Raw genomic sequence first — 17,114 nt, 5'->3', positions numbered from 1 at the left:
GCGGACTTGCCCAGCTTGCCCCGCGTATGCGGGGGCGAATGCCGGGTGCCTGTTCTCTACTATTAAAGTCAGGGGTGGTTTTTTTAGTGAAATCGTTTAGTGAAAAATTAAAGGAAGGTGTGGTTCTGTTTGACGGTGCGATGGGAACCATGCTGTATAAAAAAGGCGCGTACATCAACCAATGTTACGAAGGGCTTAATCTTACAGCGCCTAAAATGGTTTCTGATATTTATGCGGCGTATGTACAAGCCGGCGCAGATGTGATTAAAACCAATACTTACGGCGCCAATGGCAATAAATTGAAGGGTTTTGGTTTAGAAGCCAAGGTTCGCGAGATTAATATGCGGGCGGTGGAGATGGCCAAGGAGGCGGCACAGGATGCAGCCTTGGTGGCTGGTTCAGTAGGGCCTTTGGGTGCTCACTTAAAACCGTTGGGTCCCCTTGGCGGGGAACAGGCCAAAGCACTTTATCAAGCGCAGATCGGCAGTCTCATTGAGGCGGGTGTTGATCTGATTGTTTTTGAGAGTTTTTCAGATAGTCAGGAACTTAAGTTGGCAGTTGAGATCACCCGTTCCATTTCCGATTTACCGATTATTGCGCAAGGATCATTTAATGAAAAAGGTGAGACTGCGATCGGCACGACCCTGGATATTTTTTTGAAAGCGGCGGATAAGCTCGATGTGGATGTGATTGGGTTTAATTGTTCCACCGGCCCGGCGGATATGATTTCGCTCTTGGAAAAAGCTCAAACGATTACAAAAAAACCAATCTCATGCATGCCCAATGCCGGGATGCCCAAAGTGGTTGACGGCCGTTATTTTTATCTGGCATCAATTGAATATATGGCGGAGTACGCGAAACGCTTTATCCAGACCGGCGCCCGGGTTGTCGGCGGATGCTGCGGTACGGCACCCAAGCATATTAAAGCCATGCACTCGGCCATTCGGGCGCTGTTTCCCGGTAAACGCAATGTGGAAGTCGTCCTGACGGAAACGGAACAGGCAGCTGTTGAGGAAGTACCCCAAGCGGACAAGTCCCGGCTGGGCCAGGCGCTTCACACCGGGAAATTTATCACAACCATTGAAATCACCCCGCCGCGTAGTGCTGATCCGACGGACACGATTGCCAAGTGCCGTTTGTTAGAGGCGAACGGGATTGATGCAGTGAATATTCCTGACGGGCCGCGTGCTTCCGCCCGGCTTTCTCCCATGGTGCTGGCCATGCTGATCGAGCAGCAAGTTGGGATTGAAGCTATCTTGCACTACACATGCCGGGACCGGAATATCATTGGGATGCAGTCGGATTTATTGGGGTTGCATGCTGCCGGAATTCGTAATTTGCTTATTATCACAGGAGATCCGCCAAAAGTGGGGGATTACCCGGATGCCACGGCAGTCTTTGATGTGGATTCCATTGGACTTACCAAAATCGTGACAGGTCTCAATCAGGCGCGTGATGTTGGCGGCAATCCGATACCCAAACCGCTGGCTTTTTTAAAAGGCGTGGGGGTGAATCCCGGTGCGATTAATTTGGATGAGGAAATTGAACGGCTTCATCAAAAAATTGCCGCTGGTGCGGAATTTATGATTACCCAGCCGGTTTTTGATCCGGACATTTTTTTTCGGTTTCGAGATAGAATCAAGGATGTCACCCTTCCCATTGTTGCCGGGATCTGGCCTTTGATGTCTTTTAAAAATGCGGAGTTCATGAATAATGAAGTTCCCGGGGCCACAGTACCGCCTGTAATTATGGAAAGAATGCGCGCAAAAGGCAGCGGGCGTGATGCACAGCAAGAGGGCGTGAAAATTGCCGGGGAGGCATTGGTTAAAATCAAAAAGCATATTCAAGGGGTTCAAGTGTCGGCGCCTTTTGGTAAAGCTGACCTGGCGGTGCAGGTTTTAAAGCTGGGCGGTGTGCAAACGGAGGAGGAAAAATATGCAAATGAATAAAACCGGGGAACATCCTTCAGGGGCGGTTCCACCCTGGGTGCTGCTGTTAACCATCTTTATCACCGGCAATGTGATCATGATGCTGGAGGTGGTGGGCACACGTGTGGTGGGTCCGTTTTTTGGAGTAGGTATTTATGTTTGGTCGGCTCTGATTACGGTGACGCTGCTGGCGCTTTCCGTCGGTTATTGGCTGGGCGGTAAATTGGCGGATGCCAAGCGGCGTCCGGAATTTTTATATTTGGCGATTACCCTATCCGCGCTGCTCACGTTTCTTATTCCGGTTTTGCGCAATCCGGTGCTGACCTTTGCCGGCCATTTCGGCGTTCGGGGCGGGGTTTTGATCGGGAGTGTCATTCTGTTCAGCCTGCCGCTTTTTTTTCTCGGGATTGTCAGTCCTTATGCCACCAAACTGTTCACCGATCAATTTGAAAAACTGGGATCACGCGTGGGTATGCTCTATGCGATCTCCACTGTGGGAAGTTTTATTGGGACGGTTGTCATGGGGTTCTATTTGATTCCCAATTTTCGTTTGAGTACGATTTTACTCGGGTTGGGAATGGTGTTGTTGATCATGCCCCTGTTTTATTATTTCGTTATCCGTTCACGTCGGTGGTGGATTTTTCTGGCGCTGATCATCCTGGGATTGGGGAGCTTGATTTTTTTTCCCCGCATATCCCCTAATCCAAGTTCTACAGGAAATTTAAAGATAATTTACAAGACCAATAGCTTTTACGGAGAGATTAAGGTGGCGCAAATTGGTAACCAGAGAATTTTATTGGTGGATGGGGTCACCCAGTCGGGAGAAGATTACCGTTCGCATCGGGCGGTGCCGCGCTATGTCAGTGATATGGTTGATGCAATCACCAGCTATCACCCGGAGGCCAAAGATGTTTTGGTGGTCGGCCTGGGCGGCGGGAATATTGTGCATGCTTTATTGCGCAAGGAATTCCGGGTGGATGTTGTTGAAATTGATAAAAAAATCAAGGCAGTGGCGGAAACCTATTTTGGGATTGATCCGCAAAAAGTCAGGATTACCCTGGATGACGGACGGCGGTTTGTGCGTACCACACAAAAAAAATATGATGTGGTTGTGTTGAATACATTCAATGGTGAAAATTTCCCGAGTCATTTACTGACTAAAAATTTTTTTACGGAGGTGAAGAATATTTTGAATCCCGGCGGCGTGACGGCTTTAAATTTTGTTGGATACGTTCAGGGGCCGCATCGCGAGGCCGGGGCTTCGGTTTTTGCGACCTTGCGAGCGCCGCATGACTGGTGCAAGTCTTTTTTCAGCGAAGCCAAGCATAAGTTCGGGAATATTGTTTGTATTGCCGGGGAGGGTCCCGAACCACAGGAGGGTCCGGATCCTGAAGTATGGAATGCGTTGCAGGCCAACGCGGTAAGTATTTCAGGTTGGGAAGATGCGGTTATCTGTACAGATGATTACAATCCGGTGGAATTCATGAACCGGGTTGTTTACCGCCGTTGGCGGCAGTTGGTGATTGACAGCCTGGGACCGGAAGTGTTGTTAAACTAGTCATGAAACCATTGTTAAAAGAAATTATCCGTGAGGTACAGCAATTGCTGCCTGCACGCGGAGCGTTGATTGCCGGTGTATCCGGCGGGGCGGATTCCGTGGCGCTGCTTTATCTTCTGTACGCTTGTTTACCCGATGCTTCCCAGCGGCTGCATGTTGTGCATGTTCATCATGGCATGCGTGCCAAGGAGGCGGACCGGGATATGCGGCTCGTCATGCGGCATTGCCAAGACCTGAATATTCCTTGTTCTGTTTACCATAGTCATGTCACGAAAATAGCGGTGAAGCGCGGGATTTCCCAAGAGACCGCAGGCCGGTTGGTGCGGCAGGACTGTTTTATGGATACAGCCGTCCGGATCAAGGCCAAAGCCGTTGTGCTGGCGCATCACCAGGACGATCAGGTGGAGACGATTCTGTTTAATTTTTTACGGGGAACCGGAAGCCGCGGGTTATCCGGCATGCAAGCCGATAGAATTTTCCCTCATCCAACCGCACCCAAAGGATTGCGTTTGCTGCGTCCTTTATTAACCATCCCCAAGCAAGCGCTGGAAATGTTTCTGCGGCAAAAAAAAATTAAGTGGCGTGTGGACAAGAGTAATCAACAAAATGTGTTTGCGCGCAACCGTCTCCGGCTGGAATTGATTCCGCTTTTGGAAAAAAAGTATAATCCATTGTTAAAGCAGCGCATTGTACAAAATGGAGAAAGCTTGCGGCGTGATGAAGCCCTGCTGGCGTCGTTGACACAAAAAGCAATGCGAAAACTCGGTATCACCGGAGAAGAAACAAAATGCCGGATTCACCGGCAGGCGTTGTTGAAATTGCCGGAGGCCATCCAATGGCGTGTTTTAGCCGGTGTCTGGGAGATGTTGGGAATTCCGGAGAAATCCAACCAGCATCTCAGACGTGTTTGGGATGCTGTTTTACAAGGCCGGCAGGGAATAAGTCTGCCCGGTCTTTGGCAGGCCGGCTTGCACCGGGGAATATTGGTGGTGGAAAAGACTGCTCCGAAGGTGCAAGCGGCAGCGTACTGTATGAAATTAAAAAAAGGACTCAACCAGAACCCCGGGGTCCCCTTTGGCGTCAAAATGGAATCAGCAGCAAGGCCAACCCGCCTTCGCAGGCCGCCGGATGCGCGGCATGTTTTCCTGGATGCCAAGAGTGTCAAAGGGACGCTGGTGATGCGAACGCTCAAAACCGGTGATGTGCTGAGTCCTTTGGGGATGGCGGGAAAAAAGAAATCCGTCCGAAAGATTTTGCTGGAAATGGGATTGTCCAGGGAAGAAATTGAAACGTGGCCGCTTGTGGTACGGAATCATGAAGTGATATGGGTGTATATGGGTCCCATCGCAGAAAGTGCAAAAATAACTCTTGCCACCGTAGCAGCTGTCAAAATAAGTGTGTTTCCCCAGAGAGCCCGCCGTTGACCGGTCTGCATCCTGGAAATTTGTTTTATTTGTAGCAGGGTGATTTTTGTCCGGATTTTAAAATACGGCAGCTACAGGATCGCCCTAAGTACTGATTTTTAAAGGAAAAAACGCACCACGCGTTTTATGGAACATCAGGGGACTTTATCGTCAAATCCGGCTTTAGCGTATGGATACAGTATCAGTTTTCCTTTAAAAATTAGCACTTAGGGCGAATAGAAGACAGTGTGTTTTATAACTTGGACAGTAGGAGCCTGGGCAATTAGCCTGTTTTAGGTATTGTTCGTCACCCCGGTGAAAACCGGGGTCCAGAAAAAGCTTTAAAATTCAGATTCCTGGATACCGGCTTCCGCCGGTATGACGGCAAAATACAAATAATCCGACTAAATGTTTAAGCTCCTGGTGAAGCAGGGTGATTTAAAGCTTCGTAAAATAACCGGAATCGCCGTCACTAGCAATGAAAACAGATGTAATCGCATGAAAAATTTTGAAAATTTGATTAAAAACAAGCGGAGAATTTAAAGTTGCCAGCCTGAAAACTGTATGCTACGATAGGCCATCCTAAATTTGTATTGAAAAATAAAAGGATAGCTGCAGAGGTATCTGGGGTAATTTGGTTAGGCTGGTAGGAGGCATTTTGTGAATAATTCATTAAAAACACTTTCATTTTGGCTTTTTATTTTTGTCGTTGTTATCATGCTCGTCAATTACATTAATTTGCCGAAACATATCGGGCAAAAACAATATACCTATTCTGAATTTTTAAGTGATGTGGATCGCGGAGAAATTGCCAAGGTCGTGATTGTACAAAAAGAGCAGGCAGGCAAGGAGATCACCGGAAAACGTAAAGACAGCACACCGTTTAATCTGGTCGCGCCTATGGATGATCCGCAGCTATTCAACAAGCTGCATGAAAAGAACATTGAGATTGTCGGGAAAATCCCTGAAACCTCGCCGCTTCAGTGGCTGGCGACGTTTTTCTTTTCCTGGGGACCGGTCATTGCATTCATTCTTTTTTGGTTGTACTATCTTAATAAAATGCAGGGCGGCGCCGGCGGCGCCATGTCCTTTGGCAAGAGCAAGGCGAAACTCCAGACCCCCTCCAACCGTCCCAAAGTAACCTTTGCCGATGTTGCCGGTGTGGATGAAGCAAAACAGGACCTGGAAGAAATTATTGAATATTTAAAGGATCCGTCAAAATTTCAACGTTTGGGCGGGAAAATTCCCAAAGGCGTTTTACTGCTGGGACATCCCGGAACCGGCAAGACACTGCTGGCCCGTGCGATTGCCGGTGAGGCAGGTGTGCCGTTTTTTAGTATTTCCGGATCGGATTTTGTGGAAATGTTTGTTGGCGTCGGCGCGTCACGCGTCCGTGATCTTTTCGAGCAGGGCAAGAAGAACTCGCCCTGCATCATTTTTATTGATGAGATTGATGCTGTCGGCAGACACCGTGGTGCCGGTTTGGGCGGCGGACACGATGAGCGGGAACAAACCCTCAATCAGCTTTTGGTGGAGATGGACGGTTTTGAGGTCAATTCCGGTGTTATTCTGATTGCAGCCACCAACCGGCCGGATGTGCTTGATCCCGCACTCGTGCGTCCGGGGCGTTTTGACCGTCAGGTGGTGGTGGACCGGCCGGATTTACTGGGCCGAGTGGGTATTTTAAAAGTGCACACCAAGGAGATTGTTCTTGGGCCGGATGTTGATCTTCAGATTCTGGCGCGGCGTACGCCCGGGTTTTCCGGTGCCGACCTGGCGAATTTGGCGAATGAGGGTGCCTTGCTGGCGGCACGGCGGAATAAACGGGCGGTCACCATGTCGGAACTGGAAGAAGCTATTGAGCGCGTTTTGGCCGGACCGGAGCGGAAAAGCCGTGTGGTGTCTGAACGGGAGAAAAAAGTTATTGCATATCATGAAGCAGGCCATGCCTTGGTGGCGCGTTTTATTCCCGGAACCAACCCCGTCCACAAAATTTCAATTATTCCCCGCGGACAGGCAGCATTGGGTTATACGTTGCAGCTCCCCACCGAAGACCGGTTTTTGATGATGAAAGAGGAGTTGCATTCAGATATTACCGGGCTTTTGGCCGGGCGGGCGGCGGAAGAACTTATTTTTAAAGAAATATCAACCGGCGCATCCAATGATTTGGAACGTGCCACAGACATCGCGCATCGCATGGTCTGTGAATACGGCATGTCCAAGGAAATGGGTGCCATGACCTTTGGGAAAAAAGACCGCGAGGTTTTTATTGGCAAAGACCTGATGAAGGAAAAAAATTATAGCGAGATGACGGCGCAAGGGATTGATAAGGAAGTGAAGCGAATTGTATCAACCGCCTACGATAGGGCGGCGATGATCCTGAAAAAAAATGAGACCAAGCTGCATAAGTTGGCCGGGACTCTTTTGGAAAAAGAAATTATTGAAGGTGAAGAAGTTAATCTGATTCTTAATATCAAAACACCTGCCGCCAAGGAGGCCAAGGCTTAATAGGTTATCCGTGAAATCCCCATTCGTCCTGCATTTGTCCTGCATGCGCCGGACAGGCGGCCGGACAGGCCGGGCAGACAGACAGGGAAGCCGGGGTTGAAGCGGGGAAGTTGAACAGCCTCAAGACCTCTGACGGCTTTCGGGAAAGGAATTCCCATGGGCAGTCCTGCCAGAGGATTTTTTTTAAATTGCCGCAGTAAACGTTTTAATCTTGCAATCCGCCCGTTACTCATGGGTATTATCAATTTGACAACCGATTCTTTTTCCGATGGGGGACGTTATCGGACCCCGCTGTCAGCGTATCAACGTGCCAAGGCGATGATTGACGCGGGAGCCGATATTATTGATGTGGGTGCAGAGTCAACCCGTCCGGGGGCAATCCCCATATCCGCTCCGGAAGAATTGCGGCGTATCCTGCCGGTGCTGAAACGGATTGTCAATTTGGGTGTTCCGGTATCGGTGGATACTTATAAGCCGGAAGTCGCCCGCAAAGTGATTGCTGCAGGTGCTCAAATGATTAATGATGTCACTGGTCTGCAAGATCCTGAAATGCGTCAGGTGGTTGCGCGCGCCAAGGTTCCGATTGTGATAATGCATATACAAGGAACGCCGCAAACCATGCAAAAAGCACCCCGGTATGATGATGTTGTGCAGGATGTCCGTAAAGCATTGCTGCGCAGGGTTCGCCAGGCACGTGTCGCCGGGATTGCTGATTCCAAAATTATTTTAGATCCCGGGATAGGCTTTGGAAAAAATCTTCAGCATAATCTTTTGTTGTTGAACAATATCCAGGATTTGATTAAAACCGGGTATCCGGTTTTAATCGGAGTCTCCCGTAAATCATTTATCAGCGGCATTCTCGGCACCCTCCCGCCTCAGGAGCGGGTATGGGGCACTTCGGCCGCTGTGGCGCTGGCTGTCGCGCGAGGTGCGCATATTTTACGTGTGCATGATGTTTCTGAGATGAAGATGACCATCCAGGTCGCGCATGCCATTCGAGACGCCGGGAAGCGTCAAAAGCAGGAAAAGGCAACAAGGAGGCAAGTCGCCCATGCCGCTTGAATTGACGCGGTTTTATCAATTGCTTATAGATTTTCGCTGGCAGGATGCGCTGGATATTCTGTTGGTATCCTTTTTGATTTATCGTGTCCTGCTTATGATTCGTGAGACACGGACCATGCAGATGCTCAAGGGATTTTTGTTTCTGCTCCTGTTTGCCTTTGTGGGATCTCAGATACAGCTGTATACCATCAACTGGCTGATGACCAGTCTCTGGGCGGTCTGGTTGATTGCTTTTGCAATTATTTTTCAACCGGAGCTGCGTCGTATGTTGATTCAATTGGGGCGCCGCCGGATGTTTTTAGGACTGTTAAAAGAAGAGGCGCGGTTATACAAAGAAATTACCGAAGCTTGCCGGGTGCTGGCGCGCCGCAAAATCGGCGCCTTGATCGTATTGGAAAGGGATGTGAATTTAAAGGGTTTTATCGATACCGGGACAAGTATGGATGCAGAACTTTCGGCGGAATTGCTGGTAACAATTTTTGTTCCCAAGACGCCGCTGCACGACGGTTCTGTGATTGTCCGGGAATGGCGTGTGGTGGCTGCGGGTTGTATTCTTCCGCTCACCCAGGACCCCAATGTTTCAAGAAATTATGGAACCCGTCATCGCGCTGCAATCGGTGTTACCGAAGAGACAGATGCGGTCGCCATTGTGGTTTCTGAAGAGAACCGGAGCATTTCATTGGCCGTGGGAGGAAAGATCACACCTGCAATTGACAGCCAGACTTTGGAAGAAATGCTCACCTTATACGGACCCAAGAGGGGGTAGTCAGGTATGGGATTTTTACCACGCCGTTGGCGGCTGTTTTTTAAAGAAAAAATATTCAATAATTGGCGGTATAAACTGGCTGCCCTGGCAGCGGCGTTTATTATTTGGTCGTATGTTGCAGGTCAACAGTCGATGCAGTCGGTCTATACGGTGCCGGTTTATTTTAATAATCTTTCCGTGGGCCGGGCAGTCGCAGAACCCAAGGAGCAAAAAATACAGGTAACCATCTCAGGTAGGCGCGATCGAATTCTTTCCCTCAAGGAACGCCAGATATGGGTCTCGATTAATCTTAGTGCATTGCGGGTAGGCAAAAGTATCTATACGCTTTCCAAGCAGGATATTATTGTTCCGTCCGGTATTGAGGTGAAAACGTTTTCACCTGCCAGCGTTAAAATTAGAATTATAAGATCCAGGAAAAAATCTGTAAAATAAAGCTGTTTCATCCTTCACCCTGCCCCAAAGACGGCAGCTTATCGTGTTCGCGTCGGCACGACAAAAAAATGCTGCCCCTGTAAAATAAGTTTTGTATCAGCGGATTTTACTTTTTGAATTTTGAAACTTTATCCAGGGCAATTGCATAGTATCTATAGAAAGGAGGTTCAATGGCCGTGATAAATCCAGATGTTGCACTTCGGTTTCATACGGGTGATCTCGAGGCGCTCCGTGAAATCGTGGACTATTACCAAAACAAAGTGTTTAGAATCGGCCTGAAACTCCTGGGAAAAAGAGAGGATGCGGCGGATTTCAGTCAGGATGCCTTTTTACGGGCTTATGAAAAAAGGAGTTACTTTGATCCTGCCAGGCCATTTGAGCCTTGGTTTTACAAAGTAGCGGTGAATGTAGGACGGGAGCGACTGCGTCGTCGTCGCGAGATTCCGAGCAGTGATGTGATGCCGGAACTGCGGGTGGAGGCGATAGGCGAAAAATTATTGCTTGACCAGGAGCGAAGAGCTCGTGTTTGGCAGGCTTTGCAGGAACTCAAGCCCAACTACCGCGAGTGTTTGATTTTGCGCTTTGAATCCGATCTTCGTCTGCATGAAATTGCGCAGACACTGGGGCTTTCACTCGGCACAGTGAAAACCAGATTGCGCCGGGGTCTTATGGCGTTTAAAAATAGTTACCAAGCACAAGGAGGCGATCACAGTGAATTGCAGGAAGGCTGAAACATTACTGGCAGATCAGGCCTTGGGGTTTTTGTCTGCCAAACAGGAAAAATCACTAAGCGATCATCTGGCCCGGTGTCATCATTGCCAGGTCCAGGCCGGCAGTTATTTATCAGCCACCCGGGCGTTGCAGACCAATGCTTCCGAGCAGATGACCTTTCAGTTGGCAGACCGGGTTATCGCGCATGCCCGCCCGGAAAAGCCGCAGGGGTTCAACCCTATGAAATGGTGGGTGCCGGCTGTCATGGGGGCAGTAGCAGTCTTAATGATCGGGATAATGCCTTTGTTTTTTTCCACCCAGAGCAAGGATATGACCCGGCAGGAAGTGCTTAATGCGTATGCCGAAGACTTGAATCAATTGGGTATTCACAATGAGGCAAAAAGTTATCGTAGTGAGTTTGATTATGAAACCTATGGGGTGCCCGGTACGGTGTCCCAATATCTGAACTAAAGGAGAGAAAAATGAAAATGAAACAGATACAGAAAAGTATTATGATCGCAGTTATCGCACTGGTGATGGCAGCTCCGGCAGCCATGGCGCGTCCCATGGGGGGGGGGGCCGGTGGTCCTGGCGCCAGATCTGAAATGATGGCAGGCGGTCCTTCCGGCATGATTTCCCAACTTAACCTCACCAAAGAACAAATTGATTTATTGAAAAAGGAAAAGCTAAAAAAACGCAAAACCATGATTCAACAGCATTCGACGCTTGAGCTGTTGCAAATTGACTTGGCGGAAGAAGTCGGCCGGGATAATCCGAATATGGGCAAGATAGAAAAGATGGCGAAAAAAATCGGGGATATTCACGGGCAAATGACGGCCGAGCGGGTTAAATCAATTATTTATTTGCGCAGTATTTTGACAGATGAGCAAAAGCAAATAATGGAGGTCCAACAGCTTCATTTTGAGGGGATGGGTGGACATAAAGGCACGAAAGGTAAACCAGGCCGGGGAAAACATAGATAGTCGTATAGTAACAAAAAGCCGGACTCGCAGAAAAAGCGGGCCGGCTTTTTGTTATTATCGCAGCCGGTTAGCGGGAACACTATGAATAAGCCTGTGGGTTTTTATTGGAACCTTGATTAGTATTGGGGGAAAATCATTTGCTTGCGATCACGATTACGGGAGGCCTATTTTTTAATTGCAATTTTATCCGTTTGGATTTTTTTTCCATTGCTTTCCACTTGATAAATATAAACGCCACTGGCGATATTAACTAAATGCCATTCCACCAGAGGATTATTTTCATCAATGGTGGATTTTATAGAGGCGACCCTTTCCCCGGCAAAATTAAAAATTTGAATAACAATGTTTTGCGCTGTGGGATTAGTGAATATGAAAGTAACCTTTTCATGGGCTGGATTGGGGTAAGCTAAAACCATTTTTGAATCCCCGGCGATGGGTATTCGATCATCCGGCAATCCGTCCCAAATTTCAATATCATCCAATTGCATGCCTAATGAATATTGCGGTATAAACATATCGGCTTTTAATCCCTGTAGGGGATTATTTTGAACATGCAACCTGATCCATCGGTAGCCGCCGTTAGAGATGAAATTCCAGTACAACCGCCAAGTTTCGGTGGTGGGCGCAGTCCAGGTAATGGAACCATCCTGCTCCAGGGTATTCCCGGATACTGCCGTGCTGTCATTTATGTTTTCGACTTCCTGCCAATCGCTCCCATTCCAAAATTCCACAAACAACCGACCTGCTCCCTGGGCATAATGACCGTCCCGGCGTTCGCCGATTCCGGTCCACTCTTCCTTTTTTAACACAATTTCATTGTACATATAATCCGAACTGTAGCACCGGATATAGTAATAATCCGTGTTATTTTCAAAAAGAGTGACTTCTTCCGGATTGTCATCGCGGGTAATGGTGGAATAAGGTGTTGTGGTCCAGAGAAGCTCGTCCAATTGTGAGAGATGCGAAACTGAATAATAATCATTATACCGGTAAACATAGCTGTAAAAATGCCAGGTATGCTCATGAATCAGCCCGAAATTTTCTGTGCGCTGCGGATAAAGCTGATTGCCTTCTGCATCCTGATTAAAATCATCCGCATCCAAATCCATGATTAAATCATTATCCACCCAGACTTGGATATCGGTTATATTGCTGCCTGCGTATTTATGATAAATTTCAACTTTATGCCACAGACTGTCCCAGATGGAATGCGGCTTGGGGGCTGAAACCGGCGAAAGGGCCGGCGTATTATAAGCATTGTAATTTCCGGAATACTGGTCATTAAAATTATGTCCGCCGCCGTGGAATAATTTTATTTGCGTATGCCAGTTGACATTTTCATCATACCTGAACCAAAATCGGTAAAAAGCCTGCTCGTCCGTATGTTGTCCATAGTTATCCTCATGGCCATAATTAAAAGACCCTATTGCAATATGCGGGTTCGGCCTGCAGAGCGTACTGTTTATCCCGTCATAGCCAATTGTGCCCAAGTTTACACGCGCGCAATAGTTACCGGCATGGGGATGATTAGTGGTCCGGGCAACGCTCATACGTCGCTCATAATCATAGACTTCATAATTACTACCAAAAACTTCATCCGTTGTCTGCGTTCCCTCGAAATTATAATAACTCAACCGATTGGCGCTTAGTGAAATTCGTGGTGCTGTCAGCCCCGCTAAAAATATAAATAAAAATAAGCAAAACAAATATTTATGCATCGATCACATACCTTTCCTTGCCTTACTATGGCAGACCAATTAAAAAGATGATGTGCAATTCGGGATGTTGTTTAAACAGCCGGTTCTTTTTATGTGACTTTGAGACTCTTAATATAGCAAATATCTGCGATTTAGTTTAGTTCGATTATTACAGGGGCCGAAAGGACGCCCTTATTTTCGAATCTGTATCAGGGAAAGAGCGTAACGCCCCCGGTCACTCACTCTGGCCCGGCCAGTCTAAGCGCGGTTGTTACAATTTATTACAATTCTGAAATAATTCTGTTACGTGTATTTAGTATAAAGATATACAGAATTAATATGTTAGCCGCTTCATCCCGTCGTTCCCGGATAAAGGCATCAGGACAGGCAAGTTGGGATGAATCGGGGAAATTGAATAAAAAGCAAGTTAGGGAGGTTTTAGCGAAGTGAAATATATCCGGGGAATACTATTTTGTTGCATCGGCTTTTTATCACTATTTCAAGTAGCGCAAGGCGTGGCGGAGTCAACGGTATTGGTGGAGGTAGGAGATAAAGTCCCTGATTTTGTAATAGAGGGCGCAGATGACAAATCATACGAACTGGGACAAATGAAGGGGAAAGTAATCATATTGGTTATGGGTCCTAAAGCAAAAGAGGAAAATAGCGAGAACTGGGTAAAAATGCTGCTGCAAACCTTTCCCCCGAACGATAGTCTGGAAATATTTTCGGTTTTTGACATGCAAGGCATCCCCTTTTTTATAACCCGAAATTTTGTAATAGGGAAAATAAAGGAAATTCATCAAAAGAGTCCGGTCACTATCCTGATGGACTGGGAACAAAAAGTTAATAAACTTTTAGGCGCTGATAAAGATGAAACCGATGTTTTGGTTATTGCGGCAGACGGAGTTCTGGTCAGCCATGTGGCGGGGCCGTACTCCGAGGATAAATTTCAGTTGGTTAGGGATAAGCTTGAGGAGATTTTAGAATCCGACAGTGTAGAAGAGCAAAAGGAAGGAGATAAAAACGATGCTGGAAAAACTAACCCTATGGGTGGGTAAATATCCGAAAATCATAATCGCTCTCATTATTTCGGCGACAGTCTTCTTTTACTTCGGTCTTAATAAGCTGGATGTAAGCGGTGATGTGGAATCCATGATTCCTGCAAATGACCCGGTAAAGACGGCCTACGACCAGGTTGACGAAACTTTTGGCGGAGCAAAGTTTGCCATGGTGGTTATGGACCTGGGCGAGGTCTTCAGCGCCGGTTCATTGCGCGAAATAGATCAATTAACTCTGGCATTGGAAAAAGTGAAAGGGGTTAATTCCGTTCTGAGTATAACCAATGTTGAAGAGATTCGGGGAGTTGAGGGCGGGATCGAGGTGGTGGAACTGATTGAGGATATTCCGGAGAGTGAAGCCGAACTCCGGGAATTGCAGAAAGGAGTGTTATCCAATGATGACTATGTGGGGCAGATAGTTTCCGAAAATGGAAGAATTGCCCTAATTATGGTTCAGATTTTACCTAATGCAGATGTAGTGGAGGTTATCTGCAATCTCAAAGAGGAGGTGAATAAACTCGGACTGGAGCACAAGACTCACTTGACCGGTCAAGCTGTGCTGGACATGGAAATGGATACAATACTGAGCAAAGACATGGCCAAATTGCTTCCTTTGGCTATGCTGCTAATGGTAGGGATACTTTACTTCAGCTTTCGCAATCTAAGAGGAGTGGTTTTGCCATTACTTATTGTTGTGGTTACAATTATCTGGACTATGGGACTTATGGGATATCTTGGAGTACCCCTTACTCCTATTAGTAATATCATGCCGATTATTCTTATCAGTATAGGCATTGCGGACGGGATTCATATTCTTGCCCGGTACCGTGAGGAAATTTCGCTGGGCTGGGATAAAAGGAAAGCTTTAACCAGAACAATAGTGTTCGTAGGTATGGCATGTTTTTTAACATCCATTACTACCATGGGAGGTTTTGGTTCGCTGGGTGTTTCTTCCTTAAGCCTGATTAGAAGCTTTGGTTTGTTTACTGCCGTGGGAGTGGGTATTGCTTTTATAATTACAATCACTTTATTCCTGGCATTTCTTTTCTTGCTGCGTCCTCATAAAAGAGAATCTGTTGGCAACAGAAAAACATTTTTGCAGGGAACTCTGAAAAAATGGGCGGATTTTGTTGTAGGCAGAGCCAAAACAGTGCTGATAATCGCCGGGGTGCTTATCCTGGCAGCCGGTCTGGGGATTCCGTTGATTAGCACTGAATCGGATTTTATTAGTTTCTTTCCACCGGGCGGGCCGGTTAGATCAGCTTACAATGTGGTCAAGGATAATTTTGGCGGCGCGGATATTATTCAAATTGCTATCAAGGGCAATATTCAGGAGCCTGAAGTTTTGCGGGCCATGGAGCATCTGCAAAATGATATCACGGAGATTGAAATTTTAAGCCGGCCTGCGTCTATCGTTAATCTTTTGCGCAATACCAATAAAGCCTTGCACGAGGGGAAGCCGAAATTCAAAATTCTGCCGGAAACAGAAGAAGAGGTAGCCCAATATCTTCTGCTCCTGTCCCTGGGAGGTTCGGAGCAACTGGATAATATGCTTTCTTTTGACTATCAACATGCTTTGATCCAATCCCGGGTAGCAACCTATAAAATTTCAGAACGGGAGAAAATGATTGCTGAAATAGAAGGAGCAATTGATAAATATTTTGACAACACGACTGAGGTAGTATTAACCGGAACGCCCATCCTGTCATACAGAATGAATAAGCTTATTGTAAAAGGACAATTACAAAGTCTGGTTCTGGCAATTATGATTGTTCTGTTGCTGATGATTATCATCTCAAAATCATTAAGCTATGGCGCGCTTTGCGCTATCCCGATTATACTCACGGTGATTTTGAACTTTGGGATAATGGGTTGGTTTGGGATACCGCTGGACGTGGCTTCGGCGGTTATTGCCAGCATTGTTATTGGTATAGGGGTAGACTACGCTATTCACTTTTTTAATCGCTATAAGGAAGAACTGGCCCTGGGCAAAAAAGTGGAGCAGGCCTTGAAGATTACTATTTCAAATACCGGCCAGGCAATCTTTTACAATGCCGCGGCCGTGGGATTGGGTTTTTTGGTACTGGTGTTCGCGTCCATGCCGCCCATAGCACGCATGGGCTGGATGATTGCCTTGACCATGCTTTTTTCATCCCTGGCGTCAATGACCGTATTGCCGGCATTGTTATTCCTGCGGGACAGACACAAAATAAAAATCGAAGGAGGTAATCAGTATGCTAAGTAAAATTAAGAACATGGGAATTATGGGGGTTGGTCTGGTAATGAGTTTGCTTATATTCACTTCTTCCGCTAACGCGAAAGAATTAACCGGCAATGAGATTTTAGAAAAAGAGGAAGCCAACCGGCCGGCCTCGGAAATAATGATAAGTGAGATGACCATTGTCCACAAATCAGGCGCCAAACGGATTCGGACGATAAAAATCTGGACAAAAGGTGATGACTATACTTTGGTCAGGTTTATATCACCTGCCAATATCAAAGGCACGGGTTTTCTCTCGGTAAAAGATGATGACTGGCTCTATCTGCCGGCCTTGCGAAAGGTCCGCCGGATTGCCGGCAAGGATAAAGGTAAAAGTTTTATGGGCAGTGACTTTAGTTATGAGGACGTGGGCACGGATTCTTTGGTGGAAAAATATAACGCCAGGTTACTGGGGATTGAGAAATATGAAGAACAGGATTGCTATATTCTGGAACTGCTGCCAAAGGATGCGAAGGGCGCTATTTACAGCAAACAAAAGAGATGGGTGGATAAGGCGCGTTTTAACCAAATGAAGACCGAATATTATGATGAGCATGGAGACCTGCTCAAGATTATGTATTTATCCGAGGTGGAAGAGATAGAGGGATTTTGGCTGACCAAGAAAATGGAGATGCAGAATGTGCAGAAAGGCAGCAAGACCATTATTGTGGAAAAAGAGGTTAAGGTGAATCCGGCAATTCCGGATAAAATGTTCACTACGCGTCAGTTGGAAAAGCGATAGGTGAAT

General features: G+C 47.0%; 14 protein-coding genes. 13 read left to right on the top strand and 1 reads right to left on the bottom strand.

Annotated features, from left to right (window positions below):
* Positions 1 to 38 precede the first annotated feature (38 nt).
* The 10 genes from K8S19_13285 (at position 39) to K8S19_13240 (ending at position 11,351) form a co-directional block, all read left to right on the top strand.
* The gene (locus K8S19_13285; protein ID MCD4814651.1) at positions 39 to 1,949 is read left to right on the top strand and encodes a bifunctional homocysteine S-methyltransferase/methylenetetrahydrofolate reductase; all 1,911 of its coding nucleotides are present in this window, start codon (positions 39 to 41) and stop codon (positions 1,947 to 1,949) included.
* Positions 1,936 to 3,486 (top strand): fused MFS/spermidine synthase, encoded by a 1,551-nt coding sequence (locus K8S19_13280; protein ID MCD4814650.1) that lies wholly within the window; start codon positions 1,936 to 1,938, stop codon positions 3,484 to 3,486. The genes K8S19_13285 and K8S19_13280 overlap by 14 nt, the downstream gene beginning before the upstream one ends.
* Before the next feature lie 2 nt (positions 3,487 to 3,488).
* Positions 3,489 to 4,910, top strand: a complete 1,422-nt coding sequence (gene tilS / locus K8S19_13275) for a tRNA lysidine(34) synthetase TilS (GenBank protein MCD4814649.1) — start codon at positions 3,489 to 3,491, stop codon at positions 4,908 to 4,910.
* A gap of 639 nt (positions 4,911 to 5,549) precedes the next feature.
* The gene (gene ftsH / locus K8S19_13270) at positions 5,550 to 7,397 is read left to right on the top strand and encodes an ATP-dependent zinc metalloprotease FtsH (GenBank protein MCD4814648.1); all 1,848 of its coding nucleotides are present in this window, start codon (positions 5,550 to 5,552) and stop codon (positions 7,395 to 7,397) included.
* A gap of 156 nt (positions 7,398 to 7,553) precedes the next feature.
* Positions 7,554 to 8,459: a dihydropteroate synthase gene (folP, locus tag K8S19_13265; protein ID MCD4814647.1), complete on the top strand. Its 906-nt coding sequence runs from the start codon at positions 7,554 to 7,556 to the stop codon at positions 8,457 to 8,459.
* Positions 8,449 to 9,225: a diadenylate cyclase CdaA gene (cdaA, locus tag K8S19_13260; GenBank protein ID MCD4814646.1), complete on the top strand. Its 777-nt coding sequence runs from the start codon at positions 8,449 to 8,451 to the stop codon at positions 9,223 to 9,225. Before folP ends, cdaA begins: the two co-directional genes overlap by 11 nt.
* Before the next feature lie 6 nt (positions 9,226 to 9,231).
* Positions 9,232 to 9,657 carry a hypothetical protein gene (locus K8S19_13255; GenBank protein ID MCD4814645.1) on the top strand — a complete coding sequence of 142 codons (426 nt, stop codon included), beginning with the start codon at positions 9,232 to 9,234 and terminating at the stop codon, positions 9,655 to 9,657.
* A gap of 170 nt (positions 9,658 to 9,827) precedes the next feature.
* Positions 9,828 to 10,388, top strand: coding sequence for a sigma-70 family RNA polymerase sigma factor (locus K8S19_13250; GenBank protein MCD4814644.1), 561 nt, complete (start codon positions 9,828 to 9,830; stop codon positions 10,386 to 10,388).
* Positions 10,369 to 10,839 (top strand): zf-HC2 domain-containing protein, encoded by a 471-nt coding sequence (locus tag K8S19_13245; GenBank protein ID MCD4814643.1) that lies wholly within the window; start codon positions 10,369 to 10,371, stop codon positions 10,837 to 10,839. The genes K8S19_13250 and K8S19_13245 overlap by 20 nt, the downstream gene beginning before the upstream one ends.
* Before the next feature lie 11 nt (positions 10,840 to 10,850).
* On the top strand, positions 10,851 to 11,351 hold the full coding sequence (locus K8S19_13240; GenBank protein ID MCD4814642.1) for a periplasmic heavy metal sensor: 501 nt from the start codon (positions 10,851 to 10,853) through the stop codon (positions 11,349 to 11,351).
* A gap of 164 nt (positions 11,352 to 11,515) precedes the next feature.
* On the opposite strand, the gene K8S19_13235 is transcribed toward K8S19_13240, so the two are convergent.
* Entirely contained in the window at positions 11,516 to 13,069 is a 1,554-nt protein-coding gene (locus K8S19_13235; GenBank protein ID MCD4814641.1) for a T9SS type A sorting domain-containing protein, read from the bottom strand.
* 425 nt (positions 13,070 to 13,494) lie between these two features.
* Between K8S19_13235 and K8S19_13230 the strand changes: the two genes are divergently transcribed.
* Genes K8S19_13230 through K8S19_13220 form a run of 3 tightly spaced genes read left to right on the top strand, consistent with a single transcriptional unit; the run spans position 13,495 to position 17,108 of the window.
* Entirely contained in the window at positions 13,495 to 14,106 is a 612-nt protein-coding gene (locus tag K8S19_13230; GenBank protein ID MCD4814640.1) for a hypothetical protein, read from the top strand.
* Entirely contained in the window at positions 14,075 to 16,351 is a 2,277-nt protein-coding gene (locus K8S19_13225) for an MMPL family transporter (GenBank protein MCD4814639.1), read from the top strand. The genes K8S19_13230 and K8S19_13225 overlap by 32 nt, the downstream gene beginning before the upstream one ends.
* The gene (locus K8S19_13220) at positions 16,341 to 17,108 is read left to right on the top strand and encodes an outer membrane lipoprotein-sorting protein (protein ID MCD4814638.1); all 768 of its coding nucleotides are present in this window, start codon (positions 16,341 to 16,343) and stop codon (positions 17,106 to 17,108) included. The genes K8S19_13225 and K8S19_13220 overlap by 11 nt, the downstream gene beginning before the upstream one ends.
* Positions 17,109 to 17,114 lie beyond the last annotated feature (6 nt).

The organism is bacterium (assembly GCA_021108215.1).
GTDB lineage: Bacteria > Oederibacteriota > JAAXVQ01 > JAAXVQ01 > JAUVAV01 > JAIORK01.
Note: the sequence above shows the minus strand (reverse complement) of the source record. Positions and strands in the feature narration are given on the sequence as shown.

Excerpts from the sequence above, each read along its gene's own strand:
- K8S19_13285 (MCD4814651.1), top strand. The coding sequence starts at position 39 with ATGCCGGGTGCCTGTTCTCTACTATTAAAGTCAGGGGTGGTTTTTTTA.
- K8S19_13280 (MCD4814650.1), top strand. The coding sequence starts at position 1,936 with ATGCAAATGAATAAAACCGGGGAACATCCTTCAGGGGCGGTTCCACCC.
- tilS (MCD4814649.1), top strand. The coding sequence starts at position 3,489 with ATGAAACCATTGTTAAAAGAAATTATCCGTGAGGTACAGCAATTGCTG.
- folP (MCD4814647.1), top strand. The coding sequence starts at position 7,554 with ATGGGCAGTCCTGCCAGAGGATTTTTTTTAAATTGCCGCAGTAAACGT.
- cdaA (MCD4814646.1), top strand. The coding sequence starts at position 8,449 with ATGCCGCTTGAATTGACGCGGTTTTATCAATTGCTTATAGATTTTCGC.
- K8S19_13255 (MCD4814645.1), top strand. The coding sequence starts at position 9,232 with ATGGGATTTTTACCACGCCGTTGGCGGCTGTTTTTTAAAGAAAAAATA.
- K8S19_13250 (MCD4814644.1), top strand. The coding sequence starts at position 9,828 with ATGGCCGTGATAAATCCAGATGTTGCACTTCGGTTTCATACGGGTGAT.
- K8S19_13240 (MCD4814642.1), top strand. The coding sequence starts at position 10,851 with ATGAAAATGAAACAGATACAGAAAAGTATTATGATCGCAGTTATCGCA.
- K8S19_13235 (MCD4814641.1), bottom strand. The coding sequence starts at position 13,069 with ATGCATAAATATTTGTTTTGCTTATTTTTATTTATATTTTTAGCGGGG.
- K8S19_13225 (MCD4814639.1), top strand. The coding sequence starts at position 14,075 with ATGCTGGAAAAACTAACCCTATGGGTGGGTAAATATCCGAAAATCATA.
- K8S19_13220 (MCD4814638.1), top strand. The coding sequence starts at position 16,341 with ATGCTAAGTAAAATTAAGAACATGGGAATTATGGGGGTTGGTCTGGTA.